The organism is Wolbachia endosymbiont of Culex quinquefasciatus Pel (assembly GCF_000073005.1).
Taxonomy (GTDB): Bacteria; Pseudomonadota; Alphaproteobacteria; order Rickettsiales; family Anaplasmataceae; genus Wolbachia.
In genome coordinates this window covers 142,998-167,886 of the sequence record NC_010981.1, presented here as the reverse complement: position 1 = coordinate 167,886, position 24,889 = coordinate 142,998, and the positions used below count along the sequence as shown (strand labels likewise).

The following is a 24,889-nucleotide window of genomic DNA, read 5'->3' as shown; positions in this document are numbered from 1 at the left end:
ACTTTTTTAGTTATAAAATTTGTCATTTTATATACATAAGGGTAGGGTTTGTTGCACATTGGGTTGTTCAACAGCAGCGTTTTCCAGATTTGTAGAAACAGCTTCGTTTGTAGCTTTTCCTAGAAGGAAGCCAAATCCCAATGAAACAGCGGCTATAAAACCATTCATTAATGACTCTGTCCATGTTTCTCCCTCGTATTCTTGATAGATTTTAGAATATATCATTATTGGCTTCATTCGGGTTTAAATTTCTTCCCAACTCTTCTGATGTTTTCTCCCCAGCATCTTGGGATTTTGTTGATGAACTTTTCTGTAAGTTTTCTAATTCTTGTGCGTCCATCAACACCTCACTATTAAAGCTTAAGTACAAATTATACAGCACTATAATTGTTTAGTCAAGGTAAATACTAGTATATTAAGTAAATATTTACTATATTAATATGATTGCTTAAATTCACAACTAATTGTTTGGGGGAATAAAAAGATTGTGTTTTGTAGGTGATTTTCGTAGCGGAAGGTATTACCCCAGTTTTACAACACCCGGGGTAACGATAAAGAAGGAAGTAGGGAAAGTTATTTATAATAGTTTGAAGCTATTACAAGTTTATATGCTCTGTCCTTGAATATTTGTTTGTTCAATAGTAGTACTTTCCAAATTTGTGGAGATAGTAGCAAACATCCTTCTCGCTAAAGCCGTTGACAATGCAGCACCAATTCCAGCTCCAGTTGCAGCTATAAAACCAGGGCCTAATAATTCCATATTTGTTTCAGTGCTGCTGCTAGTTATATTGTTAATTAACATCATCGCGCCTGCTCCTAAAGCTGCTACTAACCCAATCCTTGACGGTTTACTTGTTGCATCAAGAGAATATTGTACTACTTCTCTAAGCTCTGAATTACTGTTTTTTAACGCTACTGCTATTGATGCTGGTAACATGACCATTATTGGCATGGATAATAGTCCTCCAAGTGTTGCACCAATAATTTCACTCGCTTTTGATTTTCCAAGATTAACTCCTAGATTAACTCCTAAGGCTGTTATACCTAATACTCCAATTGAGGTGATAATCCTTACATTTCTCTCTTCCATTTCTCTCACATGCGCCTCATATTGTATTGTAGCTTCTGCTACCGCTAACCCAATACTATTTGGTTGCTGTGGAATCTGATTTACTCGCCCTAACTCTTGTGAAGTTTTCCCTCCAATACTTTTGACGGCATCTTCTAAGTCTAATAACGATCTGTTATTTAACCTTACGTTATCTTGACTATCACAAAAGACAATGTAGTCTAAAATTGTCATTCTCAGATTATTCATTTCTATATCATCATTAATATGATCTTTTAATATACTTATAATCTCTAATGCTCGCTCCTTCATATCTCTTTCTTCTTCTGCACTAGCTGGTGCAAGTATGAGAAAAATTATTCTAAGCAACTCTAGTTGTAAGTTTTTTAAATCCATAATAATTATCATTAATATTGAGTTAAATAATATAGTACTATAATTACTTAATTAAGATTTATATTAATATATTAAGAAATAAGCACTAAAAAATGATATCCTTAGTCGTAAAATACAAAAAGAGCGGAGCACCCAGTGCCACAACACTGGATAACGATAAAGAAGGAAGTAGAGAAAGTTATATGTAATAGTTTAAAACTATTACAAGTTTATATGCTCTGTCCTTGAATATTTGTTTGTTCAATAGTAGTACTTTCCAAATTTTGTAAAGATTCAAATTCTTCTTGCATATCCAGTATGTCTTCTATTATAGCTCTTTTCATAATAGTCCAAACGAGGTAAAATAAGTTTTTATAGTAGTGAAGGTAAGTATGCCAGCAGCATATAGTTATGATTTAAGAAAAAAAGCAATGGAAGTACTAGAAGAAGGGGAAAGGAGAGAAACAGTGGCAGCAAGATTTAAAATTGGAAAAACTACATTATGGGAGTGGCAGCAAAGAAAAAAAGAAACAGGAGATTTTCAGTCAAAAAAACTTGGAAATGTAGGTTATAATCACAAAATTACCGACAGGAATAAATTTACTGAATTTGCCAAAAAACATGGTGGAAAAACTCTATCGGAAATGGCTAAGCTTTGGGGCAATGTTAGTATCACAACGATCCATCGAGCTCTTAAAAAAATTGGACTCACACGCAAAAAAAGACATATGGATACAAAGAAAGGAACGAAGAAAAACGCGCTGAATTTTTGAAAATTATAGCAACAAAAGAACCTCAAAACTTAGTATATATAGATGAGTCTGGCATTGATAACACTGAGGACTACCCTTATGGATATTGCCAGAAGGGACAGCGCTTTTATGCTCTAAAATCTGGTAAAAAAATTCAACGAATCAGTATGATTGCAGCCTTAAACGGCAGAAAAATAGCTGTTCCGTTAACATTTGAAGGCCACTGTAATATGGATATCTTTAATAAATGGTTTGAGCAGTTCCTGACACCGATTTTGGAACCTGGACAAACTGTTATCCTTGATAATGCTACTTTTCATAAGTCTAATAAGATTACTGAACTTGCTAAAGGAGTTGGTGCAGAAATTTTATATCTACCGCCTTATTCTCCCGATTTTAACAAAATTGAGCATCATTGGTTTGCTATAAAAAACAGAGCTAGGAAAAACATCCCTCTATTCACATCTTTTCGTCATGCTGTTGATTCTGCTTTTCTATAAGCTTTTCGGACTATTATGAAAAGAGCTATACTTGCTGATCTTCATCTCTTTCTTCTAATTGAAATGCTGCTGCTTCTTGAGGTGCTTCTAGCAGTTTTTTTAATATTTCTGTGCGCAGTTTCTCTGTTATTGATTTCCACTGTAGCATTACTAGCATTTCATTTTGCAGCACTGACATTTTCTGTAGTGTTTTCACTTTTTCTGACAGTCCTTTATTTTCTTTTTGCAATGCTTCTATTTTTCTTTGCTGATACTGATTATCTGAATTTGTCATTGGTAATCCATGCATAACCTACTCCAAGTTAAAATTTAGACATTATTAATTAAGTGATACAGTTTCTTTAGTCAATCAATATATTATAACATTAGGATTAACAACTAAAAGAATAGAATGAAATATCAGGCAATATTCCGTATAATTAAACTTTTAAGATGGAAAAATGACAATTCGTGTAGGAATTAATGGTCTTGGTAGAATAGGCAGAAGTGTATTGCGTGCTATTTTTGAAGTAGAAAACTATAGCGAGCAAATAGAAGTTGTGGCGGTAAATGGGTCACTCAGTGCTGAGCAGCATGCACATTTGATTAAATATGACTCTGTTCATGGCAAATTTAACGGCGATATTGATTTTAACGAGTCTGAAAATTGGCTATCTATAAATAGCAGGAAATTTTCTTTATATAGAGAACGTAGCCCTGAAAATATTCCTTGGAATGTTGATGTAGTACTTGAATGCACTGGTGCATTCAACAAGCGTGCGGAAGCAGCAAAGCATAATGCAGAGAGAGTAATTGTCTCTGCTCCAGTTTCAGATGCTGATGTAACTGTAGTTTACGGCGTAAATAACGATATGCTAAAAAAGGAGCATAAAGTGATCTCAGCAGGTTCTTGTACTACAAACTGTCTGGCTCCGATTGTACACATTTTACACTCCAATTTAGGTATAAAAAGCGGTTTTATGACCACTATACATGCCTATACGAATGATCAAAATATTCTTGATGGCAACCATAGAGACTTACGTAGGGCAAGAGCTTGTGGCCTTTCTATGGTGCCAACTACAACTGGAGCAGCAAAAACAATTGGTTCTGTTATTCCTGAGTTAAAGGGTAAGCTAGATGGTACTGCTATTAGAGTTCCGGTTAGCAACGTTTCTATGGTTGATTTTAAATTTTTAGCTGATAAGAGAGCAACAACTAAGGAAATAAACGAAATATTTAAGAATTCAGCAAATCATGTGCTTTCCGTATGTAACGAGCCTTTAGTTTCAATAGACTTTGTCCATAACCCTTATAGTGCAATTGTGGATTTAGCTGGTACATATGTCACAGGTGATATCTGTAGAGTTGCAGCGTGGTACGATAATGAATGGGCTTTTTCACTGAGAATGTTAGATATAGCTTTATTGTAAAGTATGAACGAAAACTCACAAAAATATGCTTCATTTTATGAGCACTTTGCGGAACTTAGAAAAAGGGTTATTTTTTGCTTTCTATTTTTTTGTGTTACCTTCGGGTTTTGTTACTACTTTAAAGAAAATATATACCGCTTTTTACTTGCACCTTTAATAGAAGTTACAAAAGATAGCAATGATTTTTCTCTAATCTATACAGACTTAACAGAAGCGTTTTTTGTATATCTCAGGGTTGCAATAATGAGTGCACTGTTGTTTTCTTTTCCTGTGTTTGCATGGCAATTCTATATGTTTCTAGCACCTGGCTTATATAAAAGAGAAAGGGCAGTGTTATTGCCATACTTAATTGCAACACCGGTTTTGTTTGTAACGGGAGCCGCTGTAGTTTACTACTACATATTTCCCCTAGCCTGGAAATTTTTTATTGCTTTTGAACATAGCGGTAAATCTTTCGGTATACCAATAGAGTTTATGCCATCAGTTAGTGAATATTTAGACCTTGTTCTTCAATTCGCGTTCGCTTTTGGTACTGCATTTCAAATTCCAGTCATACTAACCTTAATGGTGAGAGTAGGGCTAATCACTGCACAAAGTTTGTCAAATAAACGTAGAATTGCGATAGTAGTAATTTTCATTATTGCTGCAATCTTAACTCCACCTGATGTACTAAGCCAAGTAGGGCTTGCAATTCCAATGTTAGTATTATATGAGCTGTCTATTCTGATATGCAGATATATTGAGAAGAAAGCAAAGGATTGAATTAAGAATATTATTTATAAACAAAGAATGAGCACCGGAGCACTTTTTCTTGTTTGAGTGTTTTTGGCACCACAGCATTTTATTAATTTATTGACTTGTTTGCTTAAATATATAATAATTAAAGTATATTATTATTTTTAATAGGAGAGTTTTATATGCCAAAATATGAAGAGTTAAACGGAAGACAACAAAGATTATATGATCAGTTACAGACTGCGATGAAAGAAGGTAAGAATATTATTGATCTTCTTACAGGATTTTCAGAAGAGGATTTGGTGAAAATTCTTACTACTGTGAAATGTATAGAGTTGAAAGATGGTGAAGAACATACTCTAACACCGCTTGCCTACGCTATAAATCTTGAGAACTCGTTAAATAGTCGGGGAGATATTAAAAATATTCCAAGTGTAGTTAAAGAGAAAGATATATTAGAAGAAGTTCTTACTACTGCGAATATAAAGATCAAGTTTTTAGATGGTCAAGAAATTACTTTAACACCACTTGTCTATGCTATGATTCTTAATAATCAGATAGGCATTGACACTATTCTAGATATAGCCAAAAAAGATAAAGAGTTATTAGAAAAAGTTCTTACTGCTGCGAATATAAAGATCGGGAGTTTAGGTGATCAAGAACATACTCTAACACCGCTTAGCTGTGCTATAAATTTTAATAATCAGGAAGTTAGTCAGAAAAGTATTAAAGCTATTATAGATGTAGCTCAAGATAATTATATGTTAGAAGCAGTTTTCGCTAGTATAAAAAAAGATTATCGTGAAAAAACTAAGAATATTTTAGAAATACTAAAAAATCAAGAGCAAGATGAAGAGCAAAAAGCTAAAATTGATGGTTGGCTAGAAATACTTGCAAAGAGTATATCTAGTTGTGAAAGTAATGAACAGTCTTCAATGGCTGAAAGCATCGTTCCTAAAACTGAAGGAAATATAACTGATGAAAGTAGTACATCTGAAATAAGTATTATGTCCGATTGTGAAAGTAATGAACAGTCTTCAATGGCTGAAAGCATCGTTCCTAAAACTGAAGGAAATATAACTAAAGATACAGTAAAAACTACTAATAAACCAATAATCATTGGTAGTGTTTGTGGTGCCATAGCTGCATTGGCAGTTGGGTTAGGATTGTATTTTGGTGCTGCATTACCGATATTGACTATGATTGGCATAGCTATGGCTGCTGCTGTACTCACTGGACTTGTTGCTGGTGGTATTACATATGTAATGTCAAATTCTAGTAAGAATCTAGATGGAGCTAATGTAGAGCAAGGAGTTAGTATAGGGTCAAGTATAACAGCGTAATTAAGTGAAAGGAAGAAGTCTATTCTTCCTTTTCTCAAAGTTTTTTTTGTTGATCATATATTCACAGCATTAAGTTCTATAGGTTGCTGCGTAAAAGATTAGGAAGTAGTTTTGTTAGTGTTGAAAATTATAGCTCTTTTCCTAATAGTGTGAACATGATGGAATAGGTAAAGTAGCGAGGAGATATAAATGCCAGCAGCATATAGTTATGATTTAAGGAAAAAAGCATTGGATGTAGGGGAAAGTAGAGCATTTGTAGCCAAGAGGTTTAAAGTTAACATTCTATGAATGGCAAAAAGGTGCAAGAAAATAGGCGATTTTAAATCAAAATGTAGATCCAATAGAGCGTGATTGATATCTTGCTAGTAATAGTGTAACAGCTTTTATTAAGATATTTTTTTGCCATACGGCAGCAATAACAAAATTAGAAAATTGATGGCTGAATATGTTGGCATTGATAAACAGTATATTATGCTTCAATCAATATTTACTTTAGTAGCTTCTACAACTTTTTTTAGTATATTGGTGCTATGTACCAACAGCAGTATTTGCACTTGCTACGTGTTTCTTTGTTAAAAATGCTGTACATGCTGCATTTTCTGCAAAAGAACTTTCTCCTGAGTTTGCCGAAATTATTACTGAAAAAGTAGTAAATAATGTTGAGCTCAATGCAGAAGACAACTCTCAATCGAGAAGCTACTTGTATGAGACTGTGTTATATAGCGAAACTAGATTTCACTTTTACACACCTAGATAAGGGGTAAAAGCAGATACTAGAATGACGAAATCGTTATTCTGCTACGCATTATCGCCGTATAACTATAGCTATATATGAACTAAAAAAGTAATATTCACTAGATCTTAATATTTTAGATCTATATTTCAATAAAATATTACAATTAGTATGAATGATCCATTTAAAAGTGAGGATTATAAAAAAAATCTCGATTCTCTGATCAAAGCTATAAAGCTAGGGAATTCAGAGAAACAATATGGTAAAACAGTAACAGATTTATCTCATGCTTTAGAGGGTTTTACAGATAAGGCAGAAGATGTAGCTAAACTTGTTATACGTGATGACTTGAATAATTGTGTAAAGAAGGCAAATAAAAAGCCATTAATTCTTAGGATATTCAATAGAATATTAGGAAGAGATGTTTCGATTAGGAATATAAGTAATTTTATAAAAGATAAATTGCCTCCTTCAACTGCTAGAACAGCAATCGAATATACAGATGTTATTCAAAAAATTTCAGATTTAGAGCGAATAGAAAGAAGTCAAGATAAATATAGGTCATATGGAATAAATTTAGAAAATAGACAGCAAAAGAAAAATCTCTTATATGAGCGAGAAGATTCAGGTTATGGAGGTTCATTAAACGAAGATCCTGAGTATGAAGAAATATCAAATTATCAAGAGGAAAAGAGCAAATCTTTAACAAAAGATTTGCGTAATCTACAATCAATTAAAGAGGAGCCGATTTATGCAACAATTCCTAAAGAACATATAGAAGCAAAAAGAGAAAATAGGAAGAAACAACAACTTCAATCTCTTGCACCACCAAAACCACCAAGAGTACCACCAGTACCAGAGAAAATGTTTACTATCAATCAAAAAATTAGACAAGAACCGAAAAAAGATAAACCTGCAGTACCACCAAAGCCTAAAGATTTAGGCGAAAAAGTAAGCACAGAGCAAAAAATAGTAGTGGAAAAATCAGCTGAGAGTAACCCTACACTACCACTAAAATCTGAAAATCAAGATGGTAAAGAATCAGCAAAAAAAGCTGATGGACCAAAAGTACTAGTAGTTGCTATGAAAAAAGAAGTGACTCGCGAGAGTAGTAAAGTAAAGGCATTAAAAGAAAGATTTGAGCGAAATCAAGTAAAGAACGTGTTGCCTGCTGAAAACAAAACTGCTTCAGTAACACAAACGGATATCAGTGTGAAGAGAAAACAATCTCGTTCATTTCCAGTAGGGAATAAAAAATCTTCGATCAACCATCTTGCCAGCAAAAATTTACCTTCCACGAATGTAAGTGTAAAAGAAATGGTTAAAAAATTTGAAGGGAGAAAAGGTGAAAGATAGTAATATTTGGGTATTTCCCTACTCATGAAAATTAGCTCTTATCATAACATTTTCACAGCCATAAGAGGAAGTTTTTATAAGATTGGGGCTAAAGAAAACTTGCATGTAAATGTATCAAGGTATAAAATTATAAATATTAAGAATGAATAGGTTAGTTATGAATCTTGTAACAAAATCCGCTATCGATTTTACTGCTTCGGCTGTTCTTGCTAGTGGAAAAATAGTTGATGATTTCTGTTTAAGTAAACATATAAAGGATAAGTATGCTGTCCTTTTTTTCTATCCACTTGATTTTACTTTTGTCTGTCCAACTGAGTTGATATCATTTAGCAACAAAATAGAAGATTTTTCAAAACGTGATGTTGAAGTGATAGGAATAAGTATAGATTCAAAATTTTCACACTATAAATGGCGAAACACTCCAGTTAATGATGGTGGTATTGGAGAGGTTAGCTACAATTTAGTGTCTGATATCAAAAAGTCTATATCAAGAGACTATGGGGTCTTATATGATGACTCAATTGCACTAAGAGCAACTTTTGTTATTGATGATAAATTTGTTGTACGTCATCAATCGATAAATGATTTTCCTTTAGGGCGTAATATCGATGAATTCATTAGAATCATTGATGCAATAAAACATAATGAAGAGCATGGTGAAGTATGTCCAGCAGGGTGGAAAAAAGGCAAGCCTGCGATGCAGGCAAGCGATGAAGGAGTGGCTGATTATCTAAACTCACACAGTGCAGAATTATAAATTGAGTACAAAAGTTCTTATTATTGGATCTGGAGCAGCGGGTTATGCTGCTGCTATATATGCAGCACGTGCAAATTTAGAGCCAATTGTAGTAACAGGAATGCAACCTGGTGGTCAGCTTACAATTACTACGGATGTTGAAAACTATCCAGGTTTTATTTCTATACAAGGTCCAGAACTCATGGAACAAAAGAGGTTGCATGCAGAGAAGGCGGGAGCAAGAATAATAGACGATGAGATAAAAAGTGTAGAACAACTTGAGGATTCTAATGAGTATAGATTTAGATCTTGTGGTAATGCTAGTGACTACTATTCGAATGCAATTATAATCGCAGCTGGTGCGCAAGCGAAGTGGCTTGGCCTGGAGAGTGAAAAGAAATTTCAAGGTTACGGAGTTTCGGCATGCGCAACTTGTGATGGTGCATTTTTTAGAAATAAAGTTGTAGCTGTGGTTGGTGGTGGAAATACTGCTGTTGAAGAAGCAATATTTTTAACTCGATTTGCTAAGGAAGTTATACTGATACACAGGCGTGATAACTTAAGAGCAGAGAAAGTAATGCAAGACAGGCTCTTTAAAAATGATAAGATAAAGGTAATATGGAATCATACCGTAGAACAGGTTCTTGGAGAAGAAAATCCAAAAAAAGTTACTGGCATTACAATTAAATCGACAGACATCAATAAAACCCAGGAATTGAAAGTAGATGGAGTGTTTATTGCAATTGGGCATGCACCAAATACAGGTATTTTTAAGGGCTTTGTTGAAATGGATCAGCAAGGTTATATAATTACGAAACCTGGAACAACTCTAACCAGTAGGGCAGGGGTGTTTGCTGCTGGTGATGTTCAAGATAAGGTATATCGCCAGGCAGTAGTTGCAGCAGGTACAGGGTGCATGGCTGCACTTGATGCAGAAAAATTTTTGGAATCATAATTAGTTCTAAAATTTTTAACTAAATTACTTGCAATTTTCTTTGTTTTTTTTATAATTATGTCAATAAATTATAGGTTAGGGAGAATTTAGTATGCTTTCGAGAAGTAATGTAGGTTTTAGAAGAAGTGTTGTTAATGATACAGGATTACGAGCTCAAAATCAAACAACTTCAGGACAATCAACAAAAAAATTATTTAAAGCTATTGATGATGAAAATCTAGGAGATTTTGAGCGAGCTCTAGCAGAAGGTGCGAATGTTAATGCGTTTGATAAGGGATATACACCATTAATGACTATTATCATGAATGGTGATGATAGTCCTACACACTTGAAAATGATGACGTTGCTTTTGCAACATCAAAGTTTAAAGATTAATGCTCAAGAAACTAAAGAAAACAATACAGCTCTACATCTAGCCTTGCGCATGGAAAATAGAAATTTTGTACAGATTTTACTTAGAGATACTGGTTTGAATGTGAATATTAAAAATATTCATCGTATAGATTTTCAAGGTAATTTCTCTCATACTCCTGAAGAATATATTAGAAAAATTGGACAAGTACAGGATAAAAATTTTTCGCACCTTACGATAGAAATACAAAAAGCACAAACAGGAAAAGAATTATTAGATGTTCTTTCTAACAGAAATATTGACCGAGCAAAAAGACTATTAAATCAAGAACTCAACCCTAATTGTTGGAAAAGAAATTCAAATGAAGAAATAGAAACACCACTTAGCCTGATTATCAAATCATGTTTACAAGGAATAACAGAAGATAACGAGGAAGTATTGACTAAACTTTTAAAACATAAAGAGCTAGATTTTAGTCAAATAAAACCAATACCAGCTATAGAGCAAAATTCAAGATTGAAGCAAATCATTGAACAAGCTATGAAAGAGCGATTAACTGATGCTATTAATAGAAAAGATTTGGGTGATGTAAAAGAATTAGTAGAAGATCACTGCTTCATAAATCGTGCAATTGTCAACGCTGTGTTGGGGAATGTTAATAATCCAAGTGAATCTATTAAAAATTATCTCAATGAGAAATTTCCTGCAAGTGCAGAGCAACCTGTAGCAAATACACATAATGTTCAATCAGAAATAAACGATGAGTTTATTGCTCAAGAATTGCAGCGACTTGAAAACCTGGAAGGTGAACTTGAAAGAACAAAGGCTCAACTTGCAGAAAAAGAGCAAGAGTTGAATAGGACCGTAGATGAAAGAACAAGAGACACTGACAAAATTTCACAGTTAGAAAAGGAGTTGAGACAAGTAAGGCAGGGTAATCAGGAAAGAATTCACACTCTCACTGATCAAGTAGCTCGACTTACTAGAGAAAAAAGTCAACTTAAAAACCTTAGAGATGAGCTTGAAAGAACAAAAACTCAACTTAGAAAAAAAGAGCAAGAGTTGGATAGGGTTGTAAGTGAAAGAGACACTAACAAAATTTCACAGTTAAAAAGGGATTTTAGTCAACAGAGATCAGAACTTCAAACTCAAAATCAAGACTTAAATAACAAAAACAGAAAACTTTCAGAAGCAAGCATTTATAATAGAAGGCAAAGTAACTATGCCTCTGGGAGTGTTAAATAAACTGTGTCAAACCGCATTTTTAGTTCAACTCAATTTTCAATCTGCCAGGAAAGAAAACATCAAGTTGAGAGATAGTTAATGCCCAATCATGTACAGGCATCGTCGACTTTTCCTCTACCTTCTTTATAGCACAATATACCTGCTTATACAAGGCATTTATGCTGGTAAATGAGCCTTTGGTCTTAGTGAATTTCCTAATTTGCCTATGTAGCCCCTCTATGGGATTGGTGGTGTAGATTATCCTCCTAACTGGACCAGAATACTTAAAATAACCAGACAAGTTTTCCCAATTATTCTGCCAAGATTTTATAACCATAGGGTACTTTGTGCCCCATTTTTCATCCAATTCCAACAGATAATTCTCGGCAATTTCCTTGCTTGAAGCTTGATATACCTTCTTTAAATCGCTCAAAAAACTCTTCGCATCTTTACTGGCCACATACTTCAGTGAGTTGCGTATCTGATGCACTATACACATCTGCACTTCCGCATTAGGAAAGACACTGTTTATAGCTGCAGGAAAGCTTTTCAGCCCATCAACGCAGGCAATAAGGATATCTTCTACTCCTCTTTCTTTGAGGTCATTTAGCACTCCCAACCAGAACTTCACTTTCAGCCAAATAAAAACCTAATACTTCTTTTTTGCCATTTTGATCTATGCCTAATATGTTATACATGCATTTACTTACGCAATGCCCGTCCTCTTTGACTTTAAAAAACATGCCATCCATGAAAACTATCGGATATACAGACTGCAGCGGGCGACTACGCCATTCGTTGATTACTGGTAGCAATTTGTCAGTAATACTTGATATCTCTGCCGCCGATATTTTGTGATCATAAATTTCCTCAACATGTGACACTATATCTCTATAGCCCATACCACTGGCAAATGTGCTCAAAATCTTCGTTTCAAGCTCTGGATGTAAGTTTGTTTGCCTTTTTTTGACTATTTGTGGTTCGAAACTTCCTTCCCTATCTCTTGGCGTCAAAAGCTCAAATGACCCTGCGCTTGTACGTAAAGTCTTTGCATTCCTCCCATTTCTTCGATTATTCTCTTCGCTTTCGGCCGACAAGTGGTTTTCTATTTCACCTTCCAGGCTTACCTCCAGCAACTTTTTTATAAACGGTGTTAATGCTCCATCTCTTCCTGTCAACGGTCTTCCTTCTCGTATAGACGACAGGATATTTGTTTCTAATTCTTTATAATCTACCAAACCGGTAGTTCTGTTTACTACTTTCTGACTCATTGTCAAACCTCCATTTTTTTATATCAATTTATTACTTTTTTTTCGGTTTGACACAGTTTATTTAACACTCCCATGCCTCTGCCTCTTTTGTGTTATCTGGAGCGTTTGCTATTGGTGCATGTTTAACAATATCGAATTTAGAAATATGTATTTCACTTGCTGTAGCTGCATTTGTCTTCCTTACAATTGGATGCTACTGTTCATATAAAGCAAGTACAGTACTGAGTGATGTGATAAGCACTGAATTTGGTAATGTTATCAGTTTAAGATAGAGTTAAGGTTTTTACTTCTTGTCTAAACTCTTCTGAAAATTTTTGTACATCCTGAAAATACCTTGATAATTCGAGTGAATGTAAACCTGAGTGGTTTCAAGACTTAAATAGTTGATTGTAAACTTGCTTCTATTATCTTTTAGTTCAAGAAATTAAAAGTTTAACGATGAGAATTATAATTACAGACCAAAGTAAAAAGTAGGCTTTTCCATTTGATTTATTTTTCACCTGTAATTTTTTGTCAGCTATTAGGTTTAATTTTTCTATAAGGCTAAATATTCCCTGAATTGCTTTTATGGGATAAGAGCTTTTAATTTTTTCCCTATACCCTATTTTACTTTCATGTTGATTGTTTATCCATGTTTCAACTACTTTCCACATATTGATTTCTGGATAGACTTTCCTACATGTTCCTTCTAATAAAATCATAGTTTTCTGCAGCAATAACAATTGTGTTTGAACTTTCATATCAAAATCACCAGTTATTTTTAGTAGCTGAGTAAGTAATCGAGCAAATGAAATCTTCTGTATAGGCTGTCCAACAATGGGCTCACCTATTGCTCTGCAAGCTGTAACAAAATTTCTATGCTGTGATGGAACATAACCGGCTCTAAAGTGCATTTTTGCAACGTGATCATAATCCCTATTTAAAAAGCCTTTGAGTATCTCTATAACGTAATAGCATGTCTCACGATCTATTCTACCCATGATTCCACAATCCAGGGCAATAATATTGTTATTACTATCGATCATTAAATTTCCAGGATGCATATCAGCATGAAAAAAACAATCCCTATATACCTGATTACAAAAAGATTCTATAAGATTGATAGCTATTTGCTTTCGGTTATTCAGCTTTTCAACTTCGTATATTGGTATAGCTTCCATCCATTCTAATGTTAAAACCTTTTTTGAAGTTCTACTCCAATCTATTTCAGGTACGTAGAAACCTCTGTCATGTTTAGTATTTTCCTTCAGTTCCGAAGAGTGGGCAGCCTCAAAGCGTAGATCTAACTCTAATCGGCAAATTTCAGCAAAAGTTTTGACTAATTCAACTGGCTTCAGCCTTTTTGATTGTTCACTAAATTTTTCTGCAATTTCTGCAAGCCAAGAAAGCATTTTTATATCCCTTGAGAATGTTTTCTCAATATTTGGCCTCAAAACCTTTACAGCAACTTCCTTACCCTCAATTGTAACTGCTCTATGCACCTGAGAAATTGATGCTGCTGCAATTGGCTTTTCAGAAAAACTTGAAAAAATATCGCTTAATTTACAATTAAACTCACTTTCTATAGTTTTAACTGCTATTTTATACGAAAATGATGGCAATCTATCACATATCAATAGCAAGTTATTTGTTATGTCCTCATTTAAAATATCAGTGCGTGATGAAATGGATTGCCCAAATTTAATGAACACCGGACCTAATCTTTCAAGAGCACGCTTTAGTTTATGACCTTGTATTTTATTTATTGATTTTTTTGATGGTGGAAGTAAATAAGGTAACACATTGTAGCGTGTTAGCACTGTAGTTATTTGCAGAAGACGTAGAATATTTTGAATCATTTCGCTGCGTAACTGCCAAATATTTCATTTATCTCCATAATTTCATCAGGTTTACCTTGATAATAGATAGTATTATTTATGCAAATTATGTAATCTGAGGATGGTAGAGCAGAGTTAAGGTCATGAGAAGTCATGAGAATCGACACTGATCGTTCTTTTGCGATTTTATTTATAATATCATAAAATTTAGATCGTGCGTTAATATCCATTGCACTGACTGGCTCATCTAAAATGATCAAATCAGATTCTGAAATTAAACAGCGTGCAAGCAGCAGTAATTGTGTTTGTCCTGCAGAGATTTCTAATACTTGATTTTTTAGGATGTTACCGATACCAACCAATTCTATTGCTTCTGTAACAATGGGTTGATTTTTCTTCAATTTCTTCGAGGAGCTATTGAAAAGGAAAGACTCAACTGTTATTGGCATCAAATTACCAATACTAAAATTTTGTGGCATATAGCTAATTTTTATATTGTCAGCGAATACAATACTGCCAATAAAACCTTTATTTATACCAGCAACTGCTTTCACTAAAGAGGTTTTACCTCCGCCATTTGGACCAAGTATTGTAACTATATCTCCTCTTTGTACTGATATGTTGATATTATCAAGAACTTTTTTGTTACCGTATGAAAGAGTAAGGTTTTCTATTTTTAGAATGCAGTTATTGACACTACTTAATTTTTTGGCAAAAATTGACTTCTTCTCAACATTTATATGAGACATTTACTGTTTTTTTTTCTATTACTTTCATTTACATTATACTACAATAGTGCCTTTTCATCCAATTTAAAAATTGTAGCTACAATCAAACCTATACACTCACTTGTAGCTTCTGTTACAGATGGAATTTCAAAGCCAGAACTACTAATGTACGAAGTAGTGTCTGAACATAACTACATGCTCAGGCCTTCAGACGCAAGTAAATTAGAATCTAGCAATATTATATTTTATATCGATGATTCTTTGGAAACATTCATTAAAACTTTCGCTAAAGAAAATAAGAAGTTAATACCGCTATCAAGTGCAATCGATCTACTTCCTGCTCGAACACATTCATTTTCTAGTCACATTCAAGATGAAAAAGATTTGCATATTTGGCTGAGTCCTGAAAATGCAAAAAGTATGATACTTTCTATCAGTGCAACATTATCTAATATAGATAAAGAAAATGCCTATCGATACAATACTAACGCAGAGGAGGCTATAAGAAAGATAGACCAAGAAGTAGAAAAAATTACGAAAGAATTGGATGAGTTAAAAAATCAAAAATACATAGTTACTCACGATGCTTATCAATATTTCGAAAAATATTTTGATTTAAGTTACCCAAGCGCCATTCTTTCTATAGAAGAAGATTCTTACATAGGTATGAAGAGTTTAATGAAATTAAAAAAGGTAATGAAAGAGGAAAACGTTAAATGTATTGTTTCTCATTCACGAGAGGATAGCATAAAGCCTAATGTCTTTTCTAGTGACGTAAAAATGGTGATTCTTGATCCTATTGGATCAGATGTAGAGCCTGGAAAGGATGCATATCTAGATATAATCAGCAGCATTGCACAAAATTTCAAGTCTTGTTTCACTGAGTAATGAGTTCTTTTATCTATTCAGATAGCATTGCAAACTTAGTGCTTTCTATTCCAATCACAACTATACCGACATTATCTACCAGAAGTATATCATCCCAGTCTGGGATTCAGTTAAGTTGGTAAGCATAAAAATATTATGTTAAAGCACAATGTTCTTGATGAGATTAGGGCAAGCCAATGTCAGCTACTTGAATGACACCATTTGCTATGCCCTCAAAAATGAATGCTCGTACAGCTGTGTGCCAGCTACTTGCATCTGCTATTTTTACTCATAATTATCTTGCCTGAACGAACTTAAATTCAAGTAGTTAATCATAGAAACAAAAAAAAGAAGATAACCAATATCTTCTTTTACTCTAATTAAAAAGACATTGAATTGTAATTGTCTATTTCATCTGATATAAGCGATAATTTTATGCTCTCAAAACGGAGATTACTTGCAATATCTGTTAACTGTTCACTAAGTGTTACTTTTTCTGGTGAATGGTGTTCAGGAGCTTTAATATTTCTATTACAGTCAGCCTTACACCAAGATCTATTAATTTTTGTCAATAAATCATTACCCTCGTATTTATTTTCACACTGTCTGTGGCACAAATTAAGTAAATCAACACCATGCAATGTCAATGAAGCAGAATCTTGTGTAAATTTTACCATAATATAATCCTTAATCTTATTATATCTATATTAACATATAAATGTGAATATTATACTAATATAGTTACTTTTTATGGCAAGTGGTTTTTGGTTATTTTCTAAACTTTCTTTATAAAAACCATAGGCGCCTATTGGTTTTTAGCTAAAGTAAAGATCAAGTATCTGGAATTCTGGACATAAAATCCTCCTGTGTAAAAAAGATTAGAAAAAAAGTGCGGCGCACATACGACAGAGATTAAGTATGTGTGTGCACCTACGTACGCTGAAGAAGATACGCCACATTTTTTAATGAATTTAATGAAAAAAGTCTGCAGATAAAGATAAATTTTGAGCTCTTAAAATATCTTTTACTATGATTATAGTCAGATTTAAAATATGCGCAAGCAATTTTTTTCTGTAAAAGTTTAACAAAAGAATTCAAAAGTTTGTGAACAACCTCTAAGTGTATGGTCCCAGAGTGTGATGGTATATAGACTATCTGGATCATTTAAAGTGTCAGATCAAGTCCCATTTAAGCAATAAAAAGACCAGATCAGGACAAAAACGCTACCATTTTCAGCCCTTATTCAGGTGGCTCAATTTCCCGTAACTTATATAAGTTACCGTAATCTTTCAAAACCTCAAACAGACTTTCTCTAATGCAAAACAGTATAACTAGTGAGCAATAAGCTACACTCCTTTTAGCTGTAAGCTTTGCATGATAATATACTTACTTTAATTTTTCTTCTTTAAATAATACGTGTCTTCTGACCACTGGGTCATACTTCCTAAACTCGAGCTTCTTGGGAAGGTTCTTAGGATTACGTTTTTTTACACAAAAATAGCCTGTTAGTTTCTCTTCTCCAGTTTTTGTTGTTTTAGTTGCAGTGCTAACTAGCTTGACAAGCAAAGAAGCATTTTTTTTCGCCATAATTGTTAGTGACATAATAAACTCTATGCAAGTTTATTACGCAAAACACTGAAAGTCAACCCAATAATGCAGATCGCAAAATTCTTGACAATCAATAATATATTAAGTAGTATAAGAACATTTTAGAATGAAAAGTAGACGGTAAATAAGTGGTGAGTGATGGCAAAAGGTTATTGTTGATAGAAAGTACTACCTGTTCTAACGAGGTAAGGGTTGCCCTACTAGTTAATGGTAGGGTTGTAGAGTTTGAACAAGAATTCAAGGAAAAAAAACAATTAAGAGGTAATATATACGTTGCTTATGTAAAGCGTATAGAGCCTGCTTTGCAGGCCGTGTTCATTGAGTATGGAAAAAATAAGCAAGGTTTTTTGTCTTTTTCTGAGATATCTCTAAATTACTTTAATATTCCAGAAAAAGAGAAGGAAATTTTCCCTGATGAAGACTATTCGAGCGGTGTGGACTGTTCAAATGATAATTGCACAGAAGAAGGCCTAGATTCTACAGCTAGTAATGAATCCAGCAGTGGTTTTGTGAGGGGGGTACCTTTACATAGAAAATATAAGTTACAAGATGTGATTTCAGTAAATCAAAAGTTATTAGTTCAATTAACTAAGGAAGAACGAGGAAATAAAGGAGCTTCATTTACAACATACGTAACTTTGGTCGGTAGATACTGTGTTTTCATGCCCAATTCCATAAGTAGGGGTGGAGTATCTCGCAGAATTGAAGATACCAACGTTAGAAAACAGTTAAAGGATATATTAAATTCAATAAATTTACCAAAAGGCTCAGGTTTAATAGTAAGAACTGTTGGTGCAGGAAAAAGTAAGAAAGAAATTGAGCAAGATTACAATAATTTGACCTTATTATGGCAAAATATTCAGCAAAACTTCTCTTCTTTAAATGTTCCATCATTAATTTACAACGAAGCAGATGTAGTTATGAGATCTGTACGTGACTTTTGTAGTAATGATACAGAAATTATAGTATCTGATAGAGAAGTTTGTGAAGCGGTAAGAAAATACACTAAAAATGTGTTACAAGGAAAATTGCGTCCTAGATTATATAGAGGTTCTGTTCCAATCTTTACTTACTATCGAGTCGAAGATCAAATTTCTGAATTATATAGCAATAGAGTAGAATTGCCATCTGGTGGGTCTTTGGTGATAACCTTAACTGAGGCATTTGTTTCAATAGACGTAAATTCAGGGAAAATGACAGGAGAAGATAACATAGAAGAAACAGCTTATAGAACTAATATGGAGGCATTATCTGAAATATCAAGGCAAGCGAATCTCAGGGGCTTATCAGGGTTAATAGTTGTTGATTTTATTGACATGTTGAAACTTGAGTATTGCAAAAATGTTGAATTTGCTATCAAGCAGGCGTTTAAAGATGATAAAGCTAAAGTTCAATTTAGCTTTATCAATGACTTTGGTTTAATGGTCTTTTCAAGACAAAGAATTAAACCAAATATACAGGAAATTAATACTACAGAGTGCTTACACTGTAAAGGTATTGGAAGAGTGAAATCAAACGAAGTGGTTGTTGCATCGATACTAAGGGATTTGCAACATATTGCTAATAAAAATCAAAATAAGTCCTTTGATTTAATAGCACGCAGTGCAGTTATAGCGCACATTTTTAATAATAAGCGTGATATGGTTTCTACAATCGAAAAAGAGTTCAATATTACATTAAATGTTAGTATTGATAATAGTTTAGATGCAGATACATTTATTTTAAAGCAAGGAGACCATATTAATTTTAATGATTATAAGCCATTGCAGAATTCTGGATGTCAAATTGTGAATAGCAGGGATAAAGAAGCTGGTAAACTACCGGGCAACTTTTGGTTAACTAAATGGCTTTCGCGCCTTTTGGGCTCTAACAACTAAACGGGACTTGTAATTAACGAGTTTTATACTTATATATTTTACATCAGATAATATTTAAAAGGGAGTATTCATTATGGGAAGAGCAATAGGTATAGATCTTGGAACAACAAATTCTTGTGTTGCAATAATGCAAGGCAAGGATGCAAAAGTAATCGAGAATAAAGAAGGAGCAAGAACTACTCCATCTATAGTTGCATTTACTTCATCTGGAGAAAGGTTGATTGGCGCTCCAGCAAAAAGGCAAGCAACTACCAATGCAAATAATACTTTTTTTGCAACTAAGAGATTGATAGGTCGCCAATATAGCGATCCTGAAATGAAGAATCTAGGTGTACCGTATAAGGTATTTGCAGCAAAAAATGGTGATGCATGGGTTAAAACAACTGATGGTAAAGAATACTCTCCTAGTCAAATTGGTGCATTTATACTACAAAACCTGAAAGAAGCAGCTGAGGCTTATCTTGGGGAAGAAGTAAAGGATGCTGTGATAACAGTGCCGGCGTACTTCAATGATTCTCAACGTCAAGCAACAAAAGATGCAGGAAAAATTGCTGGATTAAATGTCCTCAGAATAATTAACGAACCAACTGCTGCAGCACTTGCTTATGGTCTTGATAAAAAGCACGGACACACAATAGTAGTGTATGATCTTGGTGGTGGTACATTTGATGTTTCAGTTCTTGAAATAGGTGACGGAGTTTTTGAAGTAAAGGCTACAAATGGTGATACTCACCTTGGAGGGGAAGACTTCGATAATGCAGTAGTAAATTATTTACTGGGTGAATTCAAGAAAAGTAATGGCATTGATTTGAAAAACGATCCAATGGCTATGCAAAGAATCAAAGAAGCTGCAGAAAAAGCAAAGGTAGAATTGTCAAGTGCAATGGAAACAGAAGTAAATCTACCGTTTGTTACAGTTGATGCAAGTGGCCCAAAACACTTAAATATCAAGCTAACAAGAGCAAAGCTTGAAAGTTTAGTGAATGATTTAATTGAAAGGACTATAATTCCTTGCAAAAAAGCTCTTGAAGATGCTGGTTTGTCTGCTAGTCAAATTGGTGAAGTAGTTCTTGTTGGTGGCATGACTCGTATGCCAAAAGTCATAGAGAAAGTTAAAGAATTCTTTGGCAAAGATCCACACAGAGGGGTTAACCCTGATGAAGTTGTAGCAATTGGAGCTGCAATACAGGCGGGAATCATTCAAGGTGATGTAAGAGATGTATTACTACTTGACGTAACTCCACTTTCTCTTGGTATTGAAACTCTAGGGGGAGTGTTCACTCCACTTATTGAACGTAATACTACTATTCCCACAAAAAAATCTCAGGTGTTTTCAACTGCAGAAGATAACCAAACAGCCGTTACAATTAAGGTACATCAAGGTGAAAGAAAATTGGCGATTGATAATAAACTGCTTGGTCAGTTTAGTTTAGAAGGAATACCACCTGCTCCTCGTGGGGTTCCTCAAATTGAGGTGACATTTGATATAGATGCAAATGGAATAGCGCATGTTTCTGCAAAGGATAAAGCTACTGGAAAAGAGCAAAAAATACGTATTCAGTCTTCAGGTGGTTTATCGGAGGATGAAATAAATCGGATGGTGAGAGAAGCTGAGGAAAAAGCACAAGAAGATGAAAAGCGTAAGAAATTTATTGAAGTGAAGAATCAAGCGGATAGTTTAGTTCATTCTACAGAAAAATCTCTGACAGAATATGGTGATAAAATTTCTCCAGAAGATAAATCTGCTATTGAAAATGCAGTTAATGAGTTAAAGGAAGTGAGTAAATCTGACAACATTGATGATGCTGATTCAATACAACAGAAAGTTACTAACCTCTCTCAGTTATCTATGAAACTTGGAGAAGCTATGTATAAGGAATCTCAACAACAACAAGGTGGAGAAAGCTCATCCACAACAAATAATGAGGAAGAAAAAGTAGTAGATTCTGATTATCAAGACATGGATAATAAAGAAGAGAATAAGTAATTCGATTGTCATCCCAGTGCCCAGATACTGTGGGATGACAAGAGGAGCGTATTGTTGCTTAAAGGAACTATTGTGGATATTATTAAGACAATAGAAGAAAAATTACGCGATTCAATAGGTGTAATTGATATTAATATTATCGATGAATCAGCAAAGCATGTAGATCATTATTTTGTTTCTTCTTCGACACTACCTTCACATATCAAATTAGTATTAATATCTAACGACTTTTCTGGAATGAGCTCTTTAAAGAGGCATAAATTGATCTATGAATTATTAAAGAGTGAAATAGAGCGATTACATGCGATTTCTCTTCACTTGTATACGCAAAGCGAATACAATCTAAAAAATAAATAGTAGAAACGTGAGAGAAGAGTCTTTATTAGTTAAAGCAGGAAGAAAATTTAATGATTATAAAGGATCGATGAACCCACCAGTTTATCATTCTTCTACCATATTATTTCCTACTTACAAGGATTACTTAAATGCAGCAAATGGAGAAAGTATATACGATGTAATCAATGATGGTGTTGCAAGGGATTACAGTTACAGTAATGTTGGTACGCCTACTGTTCATTATTTTTCAAATGCACTGGCTGAAATTGAGGGTAGGGGACAAGCACTCATCTACCCTTCTGGATTATTTGCACTTACTTTTGCTATTTTGACTTTCACTAAAGCAGGTTCACATGTCCTGATACAAGATAATAGTTATTATAGGCTAAAGAGATTTGCCGAAAATGAGCTACCAAAAAGAGGAGTAGAAGTAACTTTTTATAATCCGACACAGGATATAACTGATTTAGTTCAGAGTAATACTTCACTCATCATGATTGAGACTCCTGGTTCTATAACGTTTGAGATTTCAAATATAGAGCATATAGTAAAAGTTGCTAAAGCACGTGGAATCGTAACCGTTTGTGACAATTCATGGGCCACTCCTTTGTTGTTTAAGCCGCTTGATTATGGAATTGATGTTGCACTATACGCGGTGACAAAGTATCTAGCCGGTCACTCAGATTTAGTGATGGGAGCTATGGTTGCTGAAGGTAAAATTTTTAAATTGCTTTATGAGAGCTATAAAAATTATGGAGTCACCATTCAATCGCATGACTGTTACCTTGCACACAGGGGACTTAGAACACTGCAAACACGCATGAGGAAGCATCAAAGTACAGCAATGCAAGTAGCAAAGTGGCTGGAAAAACATCCAAAAATCAAAAAAGTCTTATACCCCGCACTTTTTTCCTATTCTCAGCATGATTTATGGAAAAGTTATTTCAAAGGGGCAAGTAGCGTATTTAGTATAGTACTCGATAGAGAATATTCATGTGAGGAACTAAGCTGCATGGTTGATCACATGAAAATTTTTGGCATCGGTGCTTCTTGGGGAGGATGTGACAGTTTGATATTACCAATAGAACATAGATCTATGTCAAGATCTGTAATGAATTCAGATTATGGTGGAAGTTTTGTGCGAATATTTTGCGGACTAGAAGATCCTGAAGATTTGATTTTTGACTTGAATACTGCATTAATAAGACTGCCATGTTCAAGTGTTAAAGATGATTGTGAGACTGAAAGAGCTACTGCATAACATTGTAAATGCTGACTTTGATATTGAAATCAAAGGCGTCACATGTAATCCTAAGAGAGTTAAAGAAGGTTACCTTTTTGTTTGTGTGTCAGAAAGGAGTAAAGAACACGTAACATGTCTTCCTAATGGATGTGTACACAACTGTGTAGACGTTGTAATACAAGGGGCCAAGAAAGATGTCATCCCAGTGCTCAGACACTGGGATCCAGAAAATTTAATTGTAAACAAGCATACTAGACAATTGTATAATGAAAACTGGATTCCAGTGTCCGCTACTCGAATGACAAGTACTCCAAGTTTTGCAGTGCTTTACCACTCGGACCCTCAAGGAATATACAGTGAAATAGTCAGCAGGTTTTATCAATTCAAACAACCTAAATATGTTGCTGCTGTAACTGGTACGAATGGTAAAACTTCAGTGGTGGAATTTTGTCGCCAGATTTGGCAAGATAATGTAGCGTCTATAGGAACACTGGGAACATGTGTCAATAATAATAGAAAAGATAATAGCCTTACAACGCCAAGTGCAGATGATCTTTATTCCACATTGCGTGACATAAATAATAAGAACGTAGAACACTTAGCATTAGAAGCTTCAAGCCATGGAATCGATCAATACAGAATCCATGGACTCAGGCTCAATGCTGCAGCTTTTACTAATTTCTCTCAAGATCATTTGGACTATCACAAAAGTATCGATGAGTATTTTGAGGCCAAGAAAAGGTTGTTTGATGAGGTATTGCCAAAAGAAAAAACAGCGATTTTAAATGCAGATATAGGCGAATATGGAGAGTTGCTCAACATAGCTGAAAAGCGTGGCAACAAAGTTATAACCTATGGAAAAAAAAACTCTGACATTACTTTATTAAAGCAGATACCCACTGCCAATGGTCAATACCTGACAATTCAAATCGGTGATGAAATTTATAACGCATTTTTTCCGATTTTTGGGCAATTTCAAGCATATAATTTGTTGTGTGCAATCGGTATAGTTATTTCATCTGGTATGGACTATCAAAGAATGTGTATAGATAAACTCGCTTCTCCATCTGGAAGAATGGAAAAAGTGAACACTTTTGCATTTGTCGATTACGCTCATACTCCAAGTGCACTCAAACAAGCTCTGTTGTCTTTAAAATGGCACTTCAATAAAAAGATAGTTCTAGTGTTCGGTTGTGGCGGGAATCGTGATCAAACAAAACGTGCAGAGATGGGTAAAATAGCACAAATGCTTGCAGGTAAAGTTATAGTCACAGATGACAATCCGCGCGATGAAGATCCGGGGAAAATTCGTCACGATATTTTGTTACATTGCCCTGATGCACTGGAGATAGGAGATAGAAAAAAAGCTATAGAGAAAGGTATAAATATAGCACATGATGAAAATATGATTCTGCTAGTTGCAGGAAAAGGACATGAAAGATTCCAAATAATAGAAGGCCAATCCCTTGAATTTAGTGATGTTGAAGTTATTAGAGAGGGCCAAAAATTTGCTACTGCTGTTTTGCTCTCTCCTTCATCCAACGCCTGAATGGCTTTTTTCCTTAAGTCATAACTGTACGCTGCTGGCATTTTTACCTTCTTGTTACACTAAA

General features: G+C 34.3%; 23 protein-coding genes and 3 pseudogenes. 16 read left to right on the top strand and 10 right to left on the bottom strand.

Annotated elements, in window-relative coordinates; all coding sequences use genetic code 11:
- Positions 1 to 27: 27 nt before the first annotated feature.
- The 3 genes from WP_RS00805 to WP_RS00800 form a co-directional block, all read right to left on the bottom strand.
- The gene (locus WP_RS00805; protein WP_012481750.1) at positions 28 to 237 is read right to left on the bottom strand and encodes a hypothetical protein; all 210 of its coding nucleotides are present in this window, start codon (positions 235 to 237) and stop codon (positions 28 to 30) included.
- Positions 212 to 340, bottom strand: a complete 129-nt coding sequence (locus WP_RS07785) for a hypothetical protein (protein ID WP_019078577.1) — start codon at positions 338 to 340, stop codon at positions 212 to 214. Before WP_RS07785 ends, WP_RS00805 begins: the two co-directional genes overlap by 26 nt.
- Positions 341 to 604: 264 nt before the next feature.
- Positions 605 to 1,465, bottom strand: coding sequence for a hypothetical protein (locus WP_RS00800; RefSeq protein ID WP_007302696.1), 861 nt, complete (start codon positions 1,463 to 1,465; stop codon positions 605 to 607).
- A 371-nt stretch (positions 1,466 to 1,836) separates the two neighbouring features.
- Here WP_RS00800 and WP_RS07035 point away from each other — a divergent pair.
- Positions 1,837 to 2,696, top strand: a protein-coding gene (locus WP_RS07035) for an IS630-like element ISWpi11 family transposase (protein ID WP_076611713.1) whose coding sequence is annotated in 2 segments (ribosomal slippage) — positions 1,837 to 2,161 and positions 2,161 to 2,696 — 861 coding nt in all. Because the reading frame shifts where the segments join, the coding sequence is not laid out codon by codon here.
- Between the two features lie 25 nt (positions 2,697 to 2,721).
- On the opposite strand, the gene WP_RS00785 is transcribed toward WP_RS07035, so the two are convergent.
- A complete protein-coding gene (locus WP_RS00785; RefSeq protein WP_038227462.1) occupies positions 2,722 to 2,985 on the bottom strand; it encodes a hypothetical protein in 264 nt (87 codons plus the stop codon).
- A 151-nt stretch (positions 2,986 to 3,136) separates the two neighbouring features.
- Between WP_RS00785 and gap the strand changes: the two genes are divergently transcribed.
- From gap to WP_RS07875, 4 genes and pseudogenes are all read left to right on the top strand, one after another.
- Positions 3,137 to 4,108 carry a type I glyceraldehyde-3-phosphate dehydrogenase gene (gene gap, locus WP_RS00780; protein ID WP_007302698.1) on the top strand — a complete coding sequence of 324 codons (972 nt, stop codon included), beginning with the start codon at positions 3,137 to 3,139 and terminating at the stop codon, positions 4,106 to 4,108.
- Between the two features lie 3 nt (positions 4,109 to 4,111).
- Complete coding sequence (gene tatC / locus WP_RS00775) at positions 4,112 to 4,870, top strand: twin-arginine translocase subunit TatC (RefSeq protein WP_007302699.1); 759 nt, start codon at positions 4,112 to 4,114, stop codon at positions 4,868 to 4,870.
- A 155-nt stretch (positions 4,871 to 5,025) separates the two neighbouring features.
- Entirely contained in the window at positions 5,026 to 6,186 is a 1,161-nt protein-coding gene (locus WP_RS00770) for a WD_0033/WD_0034 family tandem repeat-containing protein (RefSeq protein ID WP_007302700.1), read from the top strand.
- A gap of 189 nt (positions 6,187 to 6,375) precedes the next feature.
- A pseudogene (locus WP_RS07875) lies at positions 6,376 to 6,528 on the top strand (IS630-like element ISWpi11 family transposase); the annotation flags it as partial.
- Between the two features lie 186 nt (positions 6,529 to 6,714).
- Here the strand turns inward: WP_RS07875 and WP_RS07590 are convergent.
- Positions 6,715 to 6,867: a hypothetical protein gene (locus WP_RS07590; protein ID WP_019078579.1), complete on the bottom strand. Its 153-nt coding sequence runs from the start codon at positions 6,865 to 6,867 to the stop codon at positions 6,715 to 6,717.
- A 223-nt stretch (positions 6,868 to 7,090) separates the two neighbouring features.
- Here WP_RS07590 and WP_RS00765 point away from each other — a divergent pair, with 223 nt between their 5' ends.
- From WP_RS00765 to WP_RS00750, 4 genes are all read left to right on the top strand, one after another.
- Complete coding sequence (locus tag WP_RS00765; RefSeq protein WP_007302701.1) at positions 7,091 to 8,275, top strand: hypothetical protein; 1,185 nt, start codon at positions 7,091 to 7,093, stop codon at positions 8,273 to 8,275.
- A 157-nt stretch (positions 8,276 to 8,432) separates the two neighbouring features.
- Positions 8,433 to 9,032 (top strand): peroxiredoxin, encoded by a 600-nt coding sequence (locus tag WP_RS00760; protein ID WP_007302702.1) that lies wholly within the window; start codon positions 8,433 to 8,435, stop codon positions 9,030 to 9,032.
- Positions 9,019 to 9,966, top strand: a complete 948-nt coding sequence (gene trxB, locus WP_RS00755) for a thioredoxin-disulfide reductase (RefSeq protein ID WP_012481748.1) — start codon at positions 9,019 to 9,021, stop codon at positions 9,964 to 9,966. Before WP_RS00760 ends, trxB begins: the two co-directional genes overlap by 14 nt.
- Before the next feature lie 91 nt (positions 9,967 to 10,057).
- Positions 10,058 to 11,563, top strand: a complete 1,506-nt coding sequence (locus WP_RS00750) for an ankyrin repeat domain-containing protein (RefSeq protein ID WP_007302704.1) — start codon at positions 10,058 to 10,060, stop codon at positions 11,561 to 11,563.
- 19 nt (positions 11,564 to 11,582) lie between these two features.
- Here WP_RS00750 and WP_RS00745 read toward each other — a convergent pair.
- Positions 11,583 to 12,813 (bottom strand): annotated as a pseudogene (locus WP_RS00745) (IS256-like element ISWpi15 family transposase).
- 68 nt (positions 12,814 to 12,881) lie between these two features.
- Between WP_RS00745 and WP_RS07870 the strand changes: the two are divergent.
- Positions 12,882 to 13,085 (top strand): annotated as a pseudogene (locus WP_RS07870) (TomO hydrophobic C-terminal domain-containing protein); the annotation flags it as partial.
- 144 nt (positions 13,086 to 13,229) lie between these two features.
- Here WP_RS07870 and ubiB read toward each other — a convergent pair.
- Both ubiB and WP_RS00730 read right to left on the bottom strand, forming a co-directional pair.
- A complete protein-coding gene (gene ubiB, locus WP_RS00735; RefSeq protein WP_012481747.1) occupies positions 13,230 to 14,651 on the bottom strand; it encodes a 2-polyprenylphenol 6-hydroxylase in 1,422 nt (473 codons plus the stop codon).
- Complete coding sequence (locus tag WP_RS00730; RefSeq protein ID WP_007302706.1) at positions 14,648 to 15,379, bottom strand: metal ABC transporter ATP-binding protein; 732 nt, start codon at positions 15,377 to 15,379, stop codon at positions 14,648 to 14,650. The genes ubiB and WP_RS00730 overlap by 4 nt, the downstream gene beginning before the upstream one ends.
- Between WP_RS00730 and WP_RS00725 the strand changes: the two genes are divergently transcribed.
- Positions 15,371 to 16,246, top strand: a complete 876-nt coding sequence (locus WP_RS00725) for a zinc ABC transporter substrate-binding protein (protein WP_007302707.1) — start codon at positions 15,371 to 15,373, stop codon at positions 16,244 to 16,246. The two genes, WP_RS00730 and WP_RS00725, sit on opposite strands and share 9 nt — an antisense overlap.
- Positions 16,247 to 16,605: 359 nt before the next feature.
- On the opposite strand, the gene WP_RS00720 is transcribed toward WP_RS00725, so the two are convergent.
- Positions 16,606 to 16,902 carry a hypothetical protein gene (locus WP_RS00720; RefSeq protein ID WP_007302708.1) on the bottom strand — a complete coding sequence of 99 codons (297 nt, stop codon included), beginning with the start codon at positions 16,900 to 16,902 and terminating at the stop codon, positions 16,606 to 16,608.
- 709 nt (positions 16,903 to 17,611) lie between these two features.
- On the bottom strand, positions 17,612 to 17,812 hold the full coding sequence (rpmG, locus tag WP_RS00715; protein WP_012481745.1) for a 50S ribosomal protein L33: 201 nt from the start codon (positions 17,810 to 17,812) through the stop codon (positions 17,612 to 17,614).
- 149 nt (positions 17,813 to 17,961) lie between these two features.
- Between rpmG and WP_RS00710 the strand changes: the two genes are divergently transcribed.
- The 5 genes from WP_RS00710 to WP_RS00690 all read left to right on the top strand — a co-directional run bounded on the left by WP_RS00710 (position 17,962) and on the right by WP_RS00690 (position 24,825).
- Complete coding sequence (locus WP_RS00710; RefSeq protein ID WP_007302710.1) at positions 17,962 to 19,710, top strand: Rne/Rng family ribonuclease; 1,749 nt, start codon at positions 17,962 to 17,964, stop codon at positions 19,708 to 19,710.
- 73 nt (positions 19,711 to 19,783) lie between these two features.
- Positions 19,784 to 21,697, top strand: a complete 1,914-nt coding sequence (gene dnaK, locus WP_RS00705) for a molecular chaperone DnaK (protein ID WP_012481744.1) — start codon at positions 19,784 to 19,786, stop codon at positions 21,695 to 21,697.
- Between the two features lie 72 nt (positions 21,698 to 21,769).
- Positions 21,770 to 22,054 carry a BolA family protein gene (locus tag WP_RS00700; RefSeq protein ID WP_012481743.1) on the top strand — a complete coding sequence of 95 codons (285 nt, stop codon included), beginning with the start codon at positions 21,770 to 21,772 and terminating at the stop codon, positions 22,052 to 22,054.
- Between the two features lie 7 nt (positions 22,055 to 22,061).
- Entirely contained in the window at positions 22,062 to 23,294 is a 1,233-nt protein-coding gene (gene metC / locus WP_RS00695; protein ID WP_012481742.1) for a cystathionine beta-lyase, read from the top strand.
- The gene (locus WP_RS00690) at positions 23,263 to 24,825 is read left to right on the top strand and encodes a Mur ligase family protein (RefSeq protein ID WP_007302714.1); all 1,563 of its coding nucleotides are present in this window, start codon (positions 23,263 to 23,265) and stop codon (positions 24,823 to 24,825) included. Before metC ends, WP_RS00690 begins: the two co-directional genes overlap by 32 nt.
- Positions 24,826 to 24,889: the final 64 nt, after the last annotated feature.

Bases quoted from the DNA above. Each gene is read 5' to 3' on its own strand.
- rpmG (WP_012481745.1), bottom strand. From the start codon at position 17,812: ATGGCGAAAAAAAATGCTTCTTTGCTTGTCAAGCTAGTTAGCACTGCA.
- WP_RS00805 (WP_012481750.1), bottom strand. From the start codon at position 237: ATGAAGCCAATAATGATATATTCTAAAATCTATCAAGAATACGAGGGA.
- WP_RS07785 (WP_019078577.1), bottom strand. From the start codon at position 340: ATGGACGCACAAGAATTAGAAAACTTACAGAAAAGTTCATCAACAAAA.
- ubiB (WP_012481747.1), bottom strand. From the start codon at position 14,651: ATGATTCAAAATATTCTACGTCTTCTGCAAATAACTACAGTGCTAACA.
- WP_RS00690 (WP_007302714.1), top strand. From the start codon at position 23,263: ATGATTGTGAGACTGAAAGAGCTACTGCATAACATTGTAAATGCTGAC.
- WP_RS00800 (WP_007302696.1), bottom strand. From the start codon at position 1,465: ATGGATTTAAAAAACTTACAACTAGAGTTGCTTAGAATAATTTTTCTC.
- WP_RS00785 (WP_038227462.1), bottom strand. From the start codon at position 2,985: ATGCATGGATTACCAATGACAAATTCAGATAATCAGTATCAGCAAAGA.
- dnaK (WP_012481744.1), top strand. From the start codon at position 19,784: ATGGGAAGAGCAATAGGTATAGATCTTGGAACAACAAATTCTTGTGTT.
- gap (WP_007302698.1), top strand. From the start codon at position 3,137: ATGACAATTCGTGTAGGAATTAATGGTCTTGGTAGAATAGGCAGAAGT.
- WP_RS00720 (WP_007302708.1), bottom strand. From the start codon at position 16,902: ATGGTAAAATTTACACAAGATTCTGCTTCATTGACATTGCATGGTGTT.
- WP_RS00730 (WP_007302706.1), bottom strand. From the start codon at position 15,379: ATGTCTCATATAAATGTTGAGAAGAAGTCAATTTTTGCCAAAAAATTA.
- tatC (WP_007302699.1), top strand. From the start codon at position 4,112: ATGAACGAAAACTCACAAAAATATGCTTCATTTTATGAGCACTTTGCG.
- WP_RS00770 (WP_007302700.1), top strand. From the start codon at position 5,026: ATGCCAAAATATGAAGAGTTAAACGGAAGACAACAAAGATTATATGAT.
- WP_RS00725 (WP_007302707.1), top strand. From the start codon at position 15,371: ATGAGACATTTACTGTTTTTTTTTCTATTACTTTCATTTACATTATAC.
- WP_RS00760 (WP_007302702.1), top strand. From the start codon at position 8,433: ATGAATCTTGTAACAAAATCCGCTATCGATTTTACTGCTTCGGCTGTT.
- WP_RS00750 (WP_007302704.1), top strand. From the start codon at position 10,058: ATGCTTTCGAGAAGTAATGTAGGTTTTAGAAGAAGTGTTGTTAATGAT.
- WP_RS00765 (WP_007302701.1), top strand. From the start codon at position 7,091: ATGAATGATCCATTTAAAAGTGAGGATTATAAAAAAAATCTCGATTCT.